Here is a 16,742-nt window from a genome sequence, read left to right on the forward strand (position 1 = left end):
GGCAGGTTAAGTTATAAAACAAAGTTTTGACTTTCTATTCCGACAAAAGCCAATTATATTGACTTATTTGGAATTATTTAACTTTTGCTTACTGTGTCGCTAAGATGAACTTTCTGATTAAATTCCCATCATTAGAGCCAAGCTCCGAAACGTTATACCTTATCTTAAAAGAAGATACAACCGACAATAAACAAAGAAAGACAATACACTAAAGACTATAGAAATCGTAAATATAATATGAAACTTGTAACTAGAAATAATCTTGAAAATTGGGCAAACACTACTTTTTCAAAAGCTACTCTCCCTTATCTTATTTCAAGATTGGTAAGAGCAACTACCCCTGCAAGTACAAAAGCAAATCTTCCTTCGGGTAGTGCGACCTATATTGGAGGTTGGGATGGTATTGTTAATTGTGAAACTGAAACAGCTAATGTACCTCAAGGAATATCTTTGTGGGAGTTTGGTACCTCTTCTGATTGTAGAGGAAAAGCCGATGATGATTATAATAAAAGAAAAGAAAATCCAATAGGATTTATACCAAGTGATTCTGTTTTCATATTCGTTACGCCACGACTTTGGACAAAAAAAGACGAATGGATTGTAGCGAAAAAAGCTGAAAATCATTGGAAAGATGTTAAAGTATATGATTCAATAGATTTAGAACAATGGCTTGATAATACACCTTCTGTTTCACGTTGGCTTGCTTCGCAAGATGGAGTTGGAACATATCCATTTGATGGAATAATGACGGCTGACGAATTCTGGGAAGAATGGTCAATTGGTCCAAAAGGATTGATACTTTCACCTGAATGTGTAGTAGCTGGAAGAGAATATGAGAAAGACTTGCTATTATCAGCATTACAAGGAGAACCAACAATCAAAGGAATAAAAGCATCAACAAAGATCGAAGCAATTGCATTTATAATTGCTTCAGCAAAATTATTCCCAATAGAAGAGTTTGACCGATTTTTTTCCAAAGCATTAGTAGTTGATACTGAAGGAAATTTTCGTGGTATAGTACGGAACAATATAACCTCTACTTTAAATCTTATTCCAAGATTTGATGAAGCGCAACCCCTTTATTTAGCAGTATCAAAAGGAAATCACGTATTAGTTCCTCTCGGGGCAGATGATGACTTTAATCAAGAAACAATAACTCTACCAACAATTGCTAGGGATGGTCAAGTCAAAGCACTAATAAAGAGTGGCATTTCAAAAGAAGATGCAGAAAAGTTTTCTAGAGAATCAGCACGAAACATTACTATACTTAAAAAACTACTTGGATTTCCCCACTATAAAGCTAAATGGATAGAAAAAGAAAACATCCGTGAAATCATTCCTGTTCTTATACTTGGAAGATGGAATGAAACATACGTTGGAGATATTGAACTAATTGAAAAACTATCTGAACAAAAATATTCAGACTATTTAATTATCTTAAACAAATGGAAAAACTTTGAAGAATCGCCCATTATTCAAATAGGTGAAACTTGGAGGTTAACTTCGCCATTAGATTTGTGGACAGCTCTTTCATCACAACTATCATCAAAAGACTTTCAAAACATACAAGAGTGTTATACATTAGCATTCAAAAGTGGAAATCCGATTATCGAACCTGAAGACAAAAACAGTTTCTCAGCTTATTTCAACAAAAAAAATAAATTCTCTAGTTGGTCAAGAGAAGGGTTGACACAATCTTTAATATTAGTTGGACAATTAAATGGAGTCAAAATTGCCAATCTAAACAACCCTCAAAATTGGGTTGATAATATCATTTTTGATTTACTAAACAACGCAAGTGGAGAAATGTGGATTTCCGTTGACCATGAATTACCACTTATTTCGGAAGCATCGCCTGAAAGTTTTCTTAAAGCAGTAAAAAATTCATTGGCAAAAGAACAGCCCGAAATAATGAATATGTTTAATGAGGAAGATGGTTTTATGCATAAAACAAGTCATCACACTGGCTTGTTGTGGGCACTTGAAAATTTGGCTTGGTTGCCCGAATATTTAAGGGATGCGAGTTTGATACTGTTAAAGCTTTCAAACCTTGACCCAGGTGGCAGTTTATCAAACAGACCATTGAATAGTATTTCAGAAATTTATAAACCTTGGCATTTTCAAACTCTTGCATCGTATGATGAAAGAATTGAGGTTCTAAAATATATTACCGAAAAGGAAAAAGAATCAGGTTGGTCTCTTTTAATTAGAATGCTTCCTGATCATCATGGTATCGCACATCCAACACATAAAATGCGTTGGAGAATGTTTGATAGGAATACCAATCTCACTTATACTTATCAAGAAATATGGAATACGCATTCAGCAGTAGTAGAAATGCTCATAAACCTTTTTGATAATGATGAGGACAAATTTTCTCAACTAATAAAAGAAATAACTAATCTTTCACCTAAAGATAGAATAAGGATTTTAGATTGGGCGGATGAAGTTTGTTCAGATATCAAAAATGAAAAACTTTTAACTTGGGAAACAATCAGGAGTATTTTAAATCATCACAGGTCATATCCAGATGCTGATTGGGCTTTACCTGAGTTTGAGTTAGCACGTTTAGAAAGTTTGTATAACAAATTTCAACCAACAGATACTATTCATAAATACATATGGCTTTTCAATGAACATGTGCCTAAGTTCCCAGAAGGTTTTATATATGAACCCAAGGAATCAGAAAAACGATACGAGCAACAACAAAAGCGCATAGATGAAGCAAGAAAAAAAGCAGTAACAATTTTTCTTAAAGAATTAGGTTTAAATGCAACTTTAGAATTACGAAAACAAGTTAAAGAGTTTTGGCTTTTGGGTGGTACTTTAGCTGACGTAGTAACAAATCAAGAAGATATTCTTACTGTTTGTGAATGTTTATATGATGAAAAAAAACTCATTGGTTTTGTTTATAACTTTATCTATCGCAAATCAATCATTGAAAATTTTGATTCGATAAAATCATTATTCAAAGAATTACAAGAAAAGAATTATAGTAACAAAGCTCTTTCCAACGTTCTAATTCCATTAAATCAAAATCAAGAATTATGGAGTTTTGTAGTATTGCTAGATGAAGAAATACAAAATGAATATTGGCAAAATATCAATCCAAATTTTTATCACATTACTGATGATGAAAAAATAATTGGTATTGAAATGCTTTTAAAACACAAAAGGTTCTTTTCTGCAATAGATATTGCTTCACATTTTACAAATATAATTCCAAGTGATCTGCTTTCAGAAATGTTGAAAAAAGGAGGAACAGAGGAAGCAAGTGAAACACCTCGCATTAGTGGTTATGAAATTGAACAAATTTTTGAAGAACTTGACAAAAGAACAGATATAGAGAAATCAACTCTCATTCATCTCGAATGGTTATATCTTCCAATTTTAGATTCATATGGAATAAAAAGAAGTCCTAAAACTTTAGAAGTTGAATTAGCAAATAATCCAGATTTTTTTATTGAAGTTTTAAAATGGATTTACATTCCTACAGACAAAGTATTATTGGAAAAAGAAAGAGAAGGAATTTCAGATGAAGTAATTCAAAATAGAGCAAAACAAGCGTATTATTTGCTTCATTCGTGGAAAAAAATTCCGGGAATAAAAGATGACAATTCTATTGATGAAACGGAATTGAAAAATTGGGTTACAAAAACAAGAATTTTAGCAGAAACTGTAAGTAGATTAGAAGTTGCTGATGCAGAAATTGGTAAAGTATTAGCGCAATATCCAGAAAATATTCCTTTGTGGCCACAAGAAAAAATATTTCAAATAATAGAAGAAATAAATACTGACAGTATTAAGCAAAATTATTCTTCTGCTCTATTTAACAAAAGAAGTTTTTCATCAAGAGCAGCATTTGAGGGTGGAAACATTGAAAGAGAAAAAGCTACATACTTTGAAAAGTTAGAAAATAACTATAAAAATAGATTCCCAAACGTTGCTGAGATTTTCAAAAAATTGAAGCAAGGGTATTTATTCGATGCACAACGAATGGATGAAGAGGCTGAAAGAAACAAATTGGAATATTGACTGTCTACATCAAAACTAATACGAAATAACAACATTAAACCAGAAAAAGAAAAGAGAAGGCATAACAGACGTTTGAAAAAAAAAGGTTCAGTATTTTAATGAAGCTTTGTGCTTCTTATCAAATTCTGTGTAGCTAGATAGTTTAGTACTTCTAAATCCCCTTCTTCTCAAAGCGCCAAATCGTTACTTGTTTTTTTTCTATCAGAGAATGAAGCTGTTTTTAGTTGTTGAGTAAATTTAAATAATTAAAGATAAATTATTAAATTCTATTTTTAGTTAGAATTATATCAACAGAAAAAAACTTAAAAAAAGTTCTTGGAATCGTCATGATATGGTGACACTTAAAATAGAAATTCCAATATTAAAAACAAGTGTTAAAGTTGATTTTTACCTTGAGTAAAATCAGGAAGAAAAATAACTATTGAAGAATATAAAAAAGAACAATCAGATTGTAATTTGAAGCACCTTGGAGTGATGAACATAGATGTGAAATTGAAGCTGTTAATGGAGAAATAGTCAAAGAGCAAAAACAATAACTACAACTAACATCACATTAGTAAAGTGACAGGTTAAGAGAAAAACTCTCTTTCCTCTCAAAGTCAATTATTAATTAGTATATTTGATACTGAATCAAACGATTCCAATCATAGTTTAAAACTTTCGTAATAAGGTGCTTACCACAATCCAAAAAAGTGAACATCCCTATTTATAAAGCATACGAAGTAAAAGAGGCTAACCCTCTTTCTCCGCAAAGAAAACCGATAACGAAAGTTATCGGTTTTTTTATTATAAGGAACTTTACAATGGTTTCTTTTGCATTCCCCCCATTAGCGTTAAGTAACCCCATATTTCCTACTTTTATTTATCTCTCAATATCTATTATAGTATAAAAAACAAAACCTATAAGTATAAACTTATAGGCCTTGCTAATTAACAAATACAAACACTTAATCTTCGACTTTCCAAAAAGACCATTCCTCTCCATTAAACACACATAACATCTTTGAGATAGTATCATATGCAATAGTACCAGAGGCTGGACTTTTTATATTTAGATGAGGACTCTTACTCTTTGGTAACACCATTGCTTTATCAGTTGCTTCCAAAATTAAGACCCCTTTAGCTGTTGAAGAATCTTTTCCAATTATTGTAGGTGAATAATTCTCTGCTAAAGATTCGTGAATACTTAAATCAACAGTACCTGGGTTTATAGATAAATCCACCCAACCTGCTGTATTGCCAGCTCTGTAGTATTTCACCTTCTTTTCATTAGAATCATATATCATAGTTCCTCCTACTGGAGAAATAACATCAGAATCTTTATTTACCCAAGATAAAATCATCCCCCTATTATCATCTTCCTTAAAGTCTAAAATAACATCTTTTCCTTCCACTTCATTTTTACCTATTGCAGTTTGTGCAAAAAGTGAAGTAAAACTGAAACAACAAAAGAAAATCATAATAATAGATTGCTTATTAATTTTTTGATACATAGCTATTCTATTTAAATTTATAAATATTATTCATCAACACAGCCTTGTTCGACACATCCCCAAGACTTGCCATTATATAACTTGATGCAATTAACAGTAGTATCATATACTAACATTCCTTCTTTTGCTTCCAATTTAGATATCTGATTTGTTGTCAAACGAGTAATTACCAATCCTTTATTATTAGACTCTAAGACTACAAAAGCATTACCACGTTTATCCATCCAATCCATATTAGGTCTGTTTAAAGTAGTCAATGCCATAAACCCATCTGAAGCAAAAATATCCCCATTGTCTCCTATAACAGGTTTGTAATAACAAACCGTACAATACGGCAATTCTATATCTCCGCTTGCAAAAAGTAATGAAGAGTTTAGACACTCGTCTTCTGATTCACTATTCAATTCAAAACTAAAGCTTGCATTAATAGGTTTTTTAGTGACAATATCCTTATCATAATCAGTTAAATTACCAGAAGCCACAACTTTATATTTTATCCAACTCTTACCAATAGGCAATGTAAAATCTTCATATTCTAAACTTCCTTCTTCCCCTTGATTACTTCCCAATCTTAAACCATTTGATGTTTTTAAACTTCCAGACACTAACTTAAAAGAGTTACTATCATAATCTATCCCTAAGAACATATCTTTTAGTTCAATATCATTTGGATTCTCTATTTCAATAGTGAACTCTATTTCCTTTGATAAAGCAAAACAACTTTTATCTGTAGTAAAAGAAGTAACTACCTGTTTTGGTCTTGGAGAATCAGACACCTTAGTTTCTGTAAAATCATTACCTGTTAGACGATCTTGACTTAATAACTCTACTTTTTTACCTAATCTTTCATAATCCAAAGCAGCCCTATTTTTATAAATACCAGGATTAGCATTTTCATCAAAAACAGCACTTGCTCTAAGCATATAAGTACTTCCTCCCCCAGGTACTATCAGTCCCGAAACAACCAATGTTCTTGTTCCATATCCATACACTTTATCATCACCGACTTCAATATCTCCAGCTGAGAACGAATCATTAAGCCATACCATCCCTTCAGGTAGAGTATCTGTAAACAGAACTTCTTTTGGTGCACAATTAGTATTTACAACACTAAACTTATAATCCACAACTTCACATAACTTTGCTTCAGTTGGTCCTTGTTTAACAAAGATCAATCCATCCTCATTAGGTGGTGGAGGTGGTGCAACACAATAAAACTCCATTGGACCAATCCCTATAAAAGAGCTTGAATTAGAAGAAGCGGTACTTACAGTTTTATAAATGATACGTATCTCTTCAACTGGTTTTTCAAAATCAACAAATACCCTACCTCGAAGATTAGTATACCCAGAACTTCCATTCCCAGGCACTCCAGGAGATTTAGCTACGGCACCACCAATATTATTTATTGTATAACGACTCAAAGCAGGTTTTTTATAAGTGTAGGTCAACTTTGGATATATTGTTCTTCCATTACAATAACCTATAACTTGAACATCATCAAGTACTTTACCTGAGCGATCAACATCAAATAACTCAAAGGAAGTAGCAGCAGCAGTTTTTTCTCCTCTATCTGTTTTAAATACGACTTTAGTAGTAACAACTCCACTTCCACTCTTTTTCTCTCTAAGTGATTTTTTAGAAGATGCTCTTGGATATTTTGGTTTTAAATTATTACTTGGATCCTCAATAGTTATATTTACATTAAAATTGTCTCCTAAACTAAAGTTTTTGGGTCCCTTATCCCCTCGTTTCCAATTCTTTTTTGTGAAATCGATTGACTTTATACCTTGGAAATCACACCCTTCACAAGTACCTATTCCTTTTGCACCAAAAGTAAAATAACTATACTTCTCTTTAAATTTATAATTTACTACATGTTTATCATCCACAAAAGTCATTGGTACTATTTGATCCCATTTATTAGCACTTAACTTACTTGCGCTATCTGCAACTAATAAAAAAACTTGATAGCCAGCTCCATTATAAGGAAATAATTCTCCTGAAGCACTAACCAATATACTTTGGTCAAAATTCTCATTATCTACTAACCAAATTCTTCCATTTAATCGAGAGTCCATTGCACCACAAACATCTTGATTACCTGCAAAAGAATACTCTGTCATTGGTAAATTATTATGCCCCCAAGTAAGTGCAGATTTATCGCGAATTATATTTCCTAAATTTGGTTTCATACCTAATTTAGTTCCTACTCCCATATGTACTATACTTCCATATTCAGTAGACTTAGATTGCCTATTGTATAAACTTGCATTGTCATCTCTCAATACAGAAGTTACATTATTATGATACGATTTATGAATTTGGTCATTCCCAAACCAAATGGGGTCATTATTGGAAAACACATAATTAAAATTAGTATTAATAGATTCCTTATCTAAATCTATTGTAATTCCATACTTCAATCCTAAATATGAATTAATTTTATTTTTTTCTATTTGGGTTAATGCCCTTTCGTAGGCAATAATTTCAGGCATTGCCCCATCTAAATAATACGTTTTTGAAGAACTCGCTAACCCAAGCATTCCTTTTTCATTCATTGCTACATATTTAGAAGTATGTCGTACAATATCACTATGTGCATCAAACTCAAAGGCTATATTTGTTCCTATAGCCCAGTGATAACTTGCAATAGTTGTTGATTTAGGTGTAAACAATCTCTTCGTACTATTGGTCAACGCCGTTGAACCTATTCGCCCAAAGCCACTTTCTTTATTTTGATATACACCAAATGATGGTCTTCTTGCTTTCGAATTTACAACATCAGAACCAAAGCCTATAAAATAAGACCTATCATTTGCAAAACTGTGATTTACGACTGTGTAAATAGCGACATTAGCAGGAGCTGCTACAGAAAAAGGAGCACGCTCTGTAACTAAATAATCTTGCCATTTTCTAAATAATGCTGTTGGGTGAAAGTTCGTTCTCTCATCTGCTTCAACATATAATGCTGATGATTTATTAGAAATCTTACGTTTATAACTTGTGCCAAAACCTGCATAATCGCTCCAGTTTAAAATTTCTCCAGAACCATTAACTGTTATTGTATTAGCGATTGAAGCATTTAACCACATTTTTAAACCATCTACAACACCTCCTGGTGCTTTTACGTGGTAAGCAAAACCAATATAATCTCCATCATTAATTTGTATATTTTCAACCTTTCCTCCTTTTATTCTATAAATTCGAGTAGTAGATGGTGTAAACTTCGCATCTTTACTTATTAGTAACCATTCGCCTAAATTAGGAGCAATATTTACTGTAAAAGATTCCTTTCCACTTACCTTCGCTCTATATTGATACTTATAGATTGAAGAAACCTTCTCTTCTCTAATAACTCCTGTTACAGGATCTATTACTGTACCGAACTCATAATTTATAAACCTTGTTCCTTGACCAAACTCATATGGTTTAACTCCAATTTCTCCATTACCACCAAACATCACAGCAGTCTTATCTTCTAATTCAAATACATTCTCATTATTTGTGTCTTCAAGATTTCCAACATAAACGGTCATATAATGATTATTAGAATTTATTGATTGTTTTTGATTCAAACCACTTAAATTATCCCTTGCAATACCAAAAATATCTTTATTAAAAGAAGTATAACCACTTGAATCAATATTATAAACTATAAAATTATTTGATAACATATACAAACGTTGTACTCCCGATAATTCTAATGAAATACCGTATTTTATCGCTAAATAACTATTTAATTGTATTAATTCAGTAGAAGAAAGAGTTTCACCACTTGTACGTGATAAGACAATTACCTCCTGTATCTCTCCAAAAAAAGAATTATTAGTTGAATTACCATCGTCAGAATTACCAAGTACACTAACACCCTTTTTATCAGTAGATAATTTTAATTGCTTATCTGCTGTGTTTTTTAAACTACTTAATCCATTAAAATAAAACTCATTCTTCGCTCCATTCTTCTTATTAGGAATTATTGAAATTCCAATCCCGTAATCAAGCGCATCATTTTGATGATTAACACTTGTAGTAGCTATTTCTTCCCATAAACTACCCTCCCATCCGAAATTATTATCCCTTGACGCATTTAAAGAAAAAACAGTTGCCTTACCCTTACTTAAATCTCTATCTATCTTTGAAACCCAAATTACAAAATATGACTTTTTATCATCAACCTTAAAAATAGATTGTGTGACTAATTTTCGTTTTTTATCTTCATCACTACCTTTTTCCTCGTTAATTGAATAAAACTCTACAGCAGGATGATAGTTCATTCCTGATTTTGTAAATCGCGGTAAAGTTCCTAAAATCCCCCAAAAATCTCTTTTATTACCAGATAAATCTTGCCATAGATGTACAGCAGTGCCCTCTTCTTGCTCATTAGAATTTAGAGCATCAGCTTTTAACCAAATCTCAACATCAATATTAGAAATACCTCCTGGACTCTGAGCGGTAATCCATAATGAACATAAAAAAAATACAAGTGTATAAATGTTTCTCATAACTAACTGGATTATTTTTTTCTTATTATACCTCCGTTCATATTCTCAACAAACAGCAACTTCACTAATTACGAATAATAAATATTTACGTCTTTTTAACTAACAGACCTCACTTAAATATAATATCTAATCTCAATATTTTAATAATCCAATTTATTTTTACGATATTATCAAAAAATAGTTTAGCCACGTTAATCACAATTATCATTTACACATATTTTTAAACAAAACACTTAATTATTACCATCATTATTTCATAAAAAAACACTCACAAACAAACAGAATTACACACGAATATTTAAAAAAACAACAACATATCTCTTATTAACAAAAATAATAACCCATTAAAAAACAATTATTTAGATATTACTTAATAAAACAAGTGTTTTAAAAAATCTCATTATTAAAACATTAACACATAAAAAAAGATAATATTCGCAAAACGAACCAAACATTTACATTGATTTAAAAATGTAAAAACTTTTAAGTGTAACATTGATTATCTATTTATAATCATATTTTAATCCCAATAACTCATACCTCACAACAGTTTACCAACATTATTCCCTCTAAAAATAGCATAGCCAAAAAAATATAAATACTTTTATACTTTAGTTACAACAAACAAGAGTATTACTTGCCTAAAGCTTCTAAGCTTGCTATCTAAATCTTGTTTATAATAAGTATAACCGATAAAACAATTTTATTTCAATGGAAAACAAAACGAATAAACCGCAAAGTGTTACTGATTATCCAAATAAGAACACCATTTTTTCAGTTTGGAAGTTTAAACAAGGTGCTAATATTAAACCTGCTTTTGAAAAACTTTGTGGATTGGTCAATAACTTAAACAATTCATTTAAAATCCGCATTCCAGATGCTAAAACAAGTTGCATTATGGGAGTTGGTTACAACGCTTGGTTAGACTTAGGTTTACCTACTCCTCTTCCAAAAGAATTTAAACCTTTTGAAGAGATCAAAGGCGAGAAACACACTGCTGTTTCTACAGAAGGAGACTTACACTTTCACCTAAGTGCTATTAATCCGGCTATTTGCTTTGATATGGCAGCTGCCTTAGCAGATATATTAATTCCGATTGCTGATTGTTTAGAAGAAGTACAAGGATTTAGATATTGGGATGGTAGATCTATTATCGGATTTGTGGATGGTACTGAAAACCCAACTGACGACGATAGAGATTACTTTGGTGTTGTACGCGATAACGACCCTGCTTATAATGGTGGTAGTTATTTATTTGTTCAAAAGTATATTCACAATATGAATAACTGGAACAAACTTTCTACAGAAGACCAAGAAAAGGTAATTGGTAGATATAAAGCAACTGACATTGAAATGGAAGAAGACGTTAAACCTTCTAACTCTCACTCGTCATTAACGGCTATTGAAGATGAAGATGGAAATGAACTAAAAATTGTAAGAGCAAATATGCCGTTTGCTAACCCTTCTAAAGGTGAAGCAGGTACTTATTTCATTTCTTATGCAAGTACGTTTAGTACAACTAAGAAAATGTTAGAGAATATGTTTATCGGTGATCCAGTAGGAAACTACGATAGAATATTAGATTTTAGTACAGCTAAAACAGGTACGTTATACTTTGTGCCTTCTCTTGATATGTTAGACGATTATTCTGCTGAATAATACAGCATAAAAAAGCCTCTACTTAAAATTAGTAGAGGCTTTTCTTTTATATCTTCAATTTTATTGAGCAACTATTTCTAACTGACCAAAGGCTGTTAATTCCAACGCATCGGTTAAACCAAGAGCTGCCTCATTAGCTATAGGACAACGAAATTGCGGTTCTCCTCCTTCAGAAAGGATAGACTGACTCAACTTTCGAACAACAGCAGTCGCCATTCCTAACTCCAGATGTGTGTCCAATGTGATTACACGGACATCCGTAAACGGACTTGTACTCCACTTACTTCCACTTGCCACACAGACTAACTCATCATTCTCAAAAGCACCAAATACAAACTCATCTTCAAAACTTACGCCAGATGTATTTAATGTGTCTTTAGAAAGCTTTGCTTTAAAATTAGCTATGCAAGTATTCTCATCCTTCGTCAATCGCTTTATTTCACCTAAAATAGTTTGTTTCGCTAATCTTGTCTTTTCATTTTCAGAAAAGTAAAATACCTCAACAGGGCTATTCATTACTAATCCACTTACAACTACTAACTGACGGAATATAGTCTCAGAAAACTCGCCAATAGCAAGCAAATCTAACTTTTCAGCAACTTCAGGAGACACCACAGCTAATGTGTGTTGATTAGGCATTTTTACCATCATAATTCGGTAAGAATCATCTAAACGCGCATTAATTACCAACGTGAATAATTCGTCTATATAAACTATTTTTCCGCCCATCATCACAGAACTCCAATAAGCGTGAATTGTATTTGACAACATCTTTCTAACTCTTTTAAATTTATAAAGCTTACGCCTCTTTCTCTTTTAAATTTACAGGAGAATAAGCGGTTATCTTAACTAATTGTTTTTGAAACACCAATAGCCATACTCCAAATACAATAAATGGAACACTTAACCATTGTCCCATATTAAACAACATTCCTTGTTCAAAAGCAACTTGATCTTCCTTAAAGAACTCCAACACAAAACGCGCTGTAAACATCAAAATAAGAAACAAACTAAAAATAACGCCGTTTGTCTTTAAGTTAACTTTCTTATAAACAAGGTACAAGATTACACAAGTCAATAAATAAGCGAATGCTTCATATAGTTGCGTTGGGTGTCTTGGAATCATATCGTCATTAGCAAATATAACTCCCCAGTTGCCATTCGTTGGTTTTCCGTAAATTTCGGAATTCATAAAGTTTCCAAATCGAATGAAAGCACCTGCCACAGGAACCCCGATAGCAATGCGATCTAACAACCAAAACATTCCAATTTTATACTTTCGACAATACAAGTAAATTGCCAAAAGAACACCTATCGCTCCACCGTGACTTGCCAAGCCCATAAAACCAACATACTGATAAGCACCTCCTATTTTTTGAAAAGGAATAATTGCTTCTAAGGGATGCTGTGAATAGTACGCAAAATCGTAAAATAAACAGTGACCTAATCGGGCACCGACTACGGTACCAACAAGTATATATATAAGTAAAGTATCTAAATATTGAATAGGAATACGCTCCTTTTGAAATAAGCGTTTTACAATATTATACCCAAGGATTAACCCTACTGCAAATAAGACTCCGTAATACCTTACTGGTACACCTGCAATAGAAAATAGTTCAGGATTTGCATCCCATAGCATGATTGCTTGATTCATTGTCTCCGTTTTTATACTAAAATGGTACGCAAAGTACTACATTTAAAAAAAATGAACTACCTAAATACCCATAAAATATAGTATTCTAACAAGAGAATATCACATTGCTATTTAATATGTAAAAACGAGTGTTAAATTCCTTAATTTAAGTTAATCACTATACCATTTACTTCTAAACAGGACATTTGTCATATATTATGCTGTATCATTTCCTTATATTTGGATTACATAATAAAAGAAAAATAAACTTATTAAAAGAAGAATATATGAGCACTATGAAAGCAGCACGCTGGTATGCAGCCAAAGATATTAGAGTAGAACAAACAGAAGTTCCAACACCTAAAAAAGGACAAGTAAAGATTGCTGTTCAATATGCTGGAATATGTGGTTCTGACTTACACGAATATGTACACGGACCTCAACTTATCCCTGTAGATCAACCTTACCCATTAAACGGACACCAAGGTGTTACAACACTTGGACACGAATTCTCTGGAATCGTAGAAGAGCTTGGTGAAGGTGTACACAATGTAAAAAAAGGAGATCGCGTAGTGATCGAGCCTATTTATAAAAACTTTGATAGCCCATTTGTAACTTCTGGAGAATACAACTTAGGAGAGCACTTAGGATTTATCGGATTAGCAGGAAATGGTGGTTTTGCTAAATATGTAGTTGTAGAAGACTATATGATTCACAAAATTCCAGATACAATGTCTTTCGAACAAGGAGCATTAGTAGAACCTGCAGCAGTAGCTGTGTATTCAGTATTACAAAGTGGATTAAAAGTAGGACAATCAGTACTTGTATCAGGTGCAGGACCAATTGGATTATTATGTGCGCAAGCAGCTTTAGCAGCAGGTGCATCTAATGTAATCGTAACTGACGTTGCTGAAAAACGTTTAGAGAAAGCAAGAGAAATCGGAGCTACTCACGTATTCAATGCAATGGACAAAGACCTTCCAGCTAAAATTAAAGAATTAACTGATGGTTTAGGAGTAAACGTATTCTTAGACTGTGCTGGAGTACAAGCTTCTTACAACACTGGTATTGCTTCTACAAGAAATGGTGGTACTGCTGTATTAGTTGCTTTATTTGGTAAACCAGTACAACACGATGCTTTAGACCAAGTATTAAGAGAAATTACTGTAAAAGGTGTAATCGCATACAGAAACATCTTCCCTCAAGTTATCTCTTTAATTGACTCAGGTCGTATGGACGTTGAAAAACTTGTAACAAACAAAATTACTTTAGACGAGATTGTAACTAATGGATTTGAAGCCTTAGTAAATAATCCTTCAGAAGTTAAAATCTTAATTGATATCAATAAATAATACAAAAGGGCTAATCCAATTAAGATTAGCCCTTTTTTTATTTTACTTTTTTCATCACCTCACCCAGCATATGTCTTATCTCTTGAAACATAGCTTTGGTATCTGGTTCTACTAAATCTTCTGGTTTAAACTCCTCCGTTGCTATACTACAAGCATATTCCCAGATTTCAATTACATCATACGCCTTAATTTGATAAGGCTCATAAAACGTATTATCTGAATGTAACTCCAGTGTTTCTTCATCTATGCGATATACTCTTTTATATACTACCCCTTCATTAGCGGTAATAATAATATAAGTATGCCCATTTCTTATATCCTGTAAACGCTCTATATAACTACCAATGATAAACGAGCCCTCTTGATGTGGAGGCATTGAATCCCCTTCAATTGGAAACGCACGATACTTTCCTTCTCGTAAAAACGGTAGAGATATCTGCTCTAAGTTTTGAATAAACTCAGGGTCAGCATACCCCGTTAAATACCCTGCTCTTGCTTTATGCGGAATAATCTCAATAAAGTTATTCCCCGTTGGATCAACCATAATTGGCAACAAAATACGGTTGTCTTCCAACTTCAATAAATCTTGCATAGGTACTTTGCGCAAGTCAACTGAAATCATCAAGTCTACACTCACGTGAAAAAAACGAGAAATACGCAATAATACTTCCAAAGGTGGCTCTGAAGCACCCTCTTCATACTTTGAGTAACGCGCACGAGTAATCATCAACTCATCAGCTACTTTCTGCTGAGACATTGCTTTCTGCGCTCTTAAATAACGGATATTATCAGATAGTAAAGACATTTGCTATTATTTATAGCATCAAATATAATAAACTTTGCTAACATATATAGTAATTTCGTCTTATAATTTTTTAACTAATTGAGATGGAAAGGGCAATTGTACATTTAGATTTAGACAGTTTCTTTGTCTCTTGTGAGCGTTTACTAAACTCCTCCCTAAACAATATTCCTATTATCATAGGCGGTGGCGACAGAGGTGTGGTATCCAGTTGTTCTTACGAAGCACGTTATTTTGGTGTGCGTTCCGCTATGCCTATTCGAATGGCAATGCGATTATGTCCACAAGCAAAAGTCATCAAAGGAGATATGTCGTTGTACTCTAAACTTTCACATACAGTTACAGAAATTATAACCGAAAAAGCCCCTGTGGTAGAAAAAGCAAGTATAGACGAGTTTTACCTTGACCTAACGGGAATGGACAAGTTTTTCGGTACCTATCAATGGACAAATGAATTAGCAGACACGATTAAAAAAGAAACTGGCTTACCACTTAGTTACGCTTTATCTGTTAATAAAACAGTTTCTAAAATTGGTACAGGAGAGGCGAAACCATTGGGAGCTATTCAAATTCAACCTATAGAGGTACAACCTTTTCTCAATCCGCTTTCAATTCGCAAAATACCTATGCTGGGAGAAGTTACTTATAACACGCTTTCACGTATTGGTATACGCAATATCAAAACACTTTCAGAAATGCCAATACAGATACTACAACAGATGTTAGGCAAAAATGGTGTGGACTTGTGGAAAAAGGCAAATGGGATTGACTACACTATGGTTGAACCTTATAGAGAGCGTAAGTCTATCTCTACCGAACACACCTTTGAACAAGATTCTATTGATATTCCCCTACTCAAGTCATTGCTGTTAGGGATGGTTGAGAAATTAGCTTTTCAACTGCGCTCTGAAGAATGGCTAACGTCTATTGTTACGGTTAAAATACGTTATGCTAATTTTGATACGGAAACAAAACAAATGAGAATTGCTTATACCTCAGCAGACCACACGCTTAATAAGTACATTATTGACTTGTTTGAAAAAGTATACCAACGAAGAATGCGACTCCGTTTAATTGGTATTCAATTCAGTGGATTAGTACGCGGTACCTATCAAATGAACCTGTTTGAAGATACACAAGAATTGATGGCGCTATATCAAGCAATGGACAGAATGAAAAAAAGGTATGGTATAAATGCTGTAACCCGTTGTAATGGCGCTTTTTTAAAGAAAGAAAGCGAATAGTTTACCTGTGATTAAA

At 32.9% G+C, this 16,742-nt stretch carries 9 protein-coding genes; 4 read left to right on the forward strand and 5 right to left on the reverse strand.

Annotated features, from left to right (window positions below; all coding sequences use genetic code 11):
- The first annotated feature begins 237 nt into the window (after window positions 1-237).
- On the forward strand, window positions 238-4,035 hold the full coding sequence (locus AABL81_RS07535) for a hypothetical protein (RefSeq protein ID WP_341340711.1): 3,798 nt from the start codon (window positions 238-240) through the stop codon (window positions 4,033-4,035).
- A gap of 947 nt (window positions 4,036-4,982) precedes the next feature.
- Here the strand turns inward: AABL81_RS07535 and AABL81_RS07540 are convergent.
- Both AABL81_RS07540 and AABL81_RS07545 read right to left on the reverse strand, forming a co-directional pair.
- Window positions 4,983-5,528, reverse strand: a complete 546-nt coding sequence (locus tag AABL81_RS07540) for a hypothetical protein (protein ID WP_233269287.1) — start codon at window positions 5,526-5,528, stop codon at window positions 4,983-4,985.
- A gap of 26 nt (window positions 5,529-5,554) precedes the next feature.
- Window positions 5,555-10,033 carry a hypothetical protein gene (locus AABL81_RS07545; protein ID WP_341340712.1) on the reverse strand — a complete coding sequence of 1,493 codons (4,479 nt, stop codon included), beginning with the start codon at window positions 10,031-10,033 and terminating at the stop codon, window positions 5,555-5,557.
- A gap of 711 nt (window positions 10,034-10,744) precedes the next feature.
- Between AABL81_RS07545 and AABL81_RS07550 the strand changes: the two genes are divergently transcribed.
- On the forward strand, window positions 10,745-11,692 hold the full coding sequence (locus AABL81_RS07550; protein WP_158209131.1) for a Dyp-type peroxidase: 948 nt from the start codon (window positions 10,745-10,747) through the stop codon (window positions 11,690-11,692).
- A 60-nt stretch (window positions 11,693-11,752) separates the two neighbouring features.
- On the opposite strand, the gene AABL81_RS07555 is transcribed toward AABL81_RS07550, so the two are convergent.
- Window positions 11,753-12,463 carry a hypothetical protein gene (locus AABL81_RS07555; protein ID WP_341340713.1) on the reverse strand — a complete coding sequence of 237 codons (711 nt, stop codon included), beginning with the start codon at window positions 12,461-12,463 and terminating at the stop codon, window positions 11,753-11,755.
- 28 nt (window positions 12,464-12,491) lie between these two features.
- Window positions 12,492-13,349 (reverse strand): prolipoprotein diacylglyceryl transferase, encoded by an 858-nt coding sequence (lgt, locus tag AABL81_RS07560; RefSeq protein WP_090410254.1) that lies wholly within the window; start codon window positions 13,347-13,349, stop codon window positions 12,492-12,494.
- 266 nt (window positions 13,350-13,615) lie between these two features.
- On the opposite strand from lgt, the gene AABL81_RS07565 reads away from it, so the two are divergent.
- Window positions 13,616-14,680 carry a 2,3-butanediol dehydrogenase gene (locus AABL81_RS07565; RefSeq protein WP_158209134.1) on the forward strand — a complete coding sequence of 355 codons (1,065 nt, stop codon included), beginning with the start codon at window positions 13,616-13,618 and terminating at the stop codon, window positions 14,678-14,680.
- Window positions 14,681-14,717: 37 nt separating this feature from the next.
- Here the strand turns inward: AABL81_RS07565 and AABL81_RS07570 are convergent, their stop codons facing one another.
- Entirely contained in the window at window positions 14,718-15,485 is a 768-nt protein-coding gene (locus tag AABL81_RS07570; protein ID WP_341340714.1) for an XRE family transcriptional regulator, read from the reverse strand.
- An 83-nt stretch (window positions 15,486-15,568) separates the two neighbouring features.
- Between AABL81_RS07570 and dinB the strand changes: the two genes are divergently transcribed.
- Window positions 15,569-16,726: a DNA polymerase IV gene (dinB, locus tag AABL81_RS07575; RefSeq protein WP_341340715.1), complete on the forward strand. Its 1,158-nt coding sequence runs from the start codon at window positions 15,569-15,571 to the stop codon at window positions 16,724-16,726.
- Window positions 16,727-16,742: the final 16 nt, after the last annotated feature.

Source organism: Myroides sp. C1519, assembly GCF_038039755.1.
GTDB classification, from domain to species: Bacteria; Bacteroidota; Bacteroidia; order Flavobacteriales; family Flavobacteriaceae; genus Flavobacterium; species Flavobacterium phaeum_A.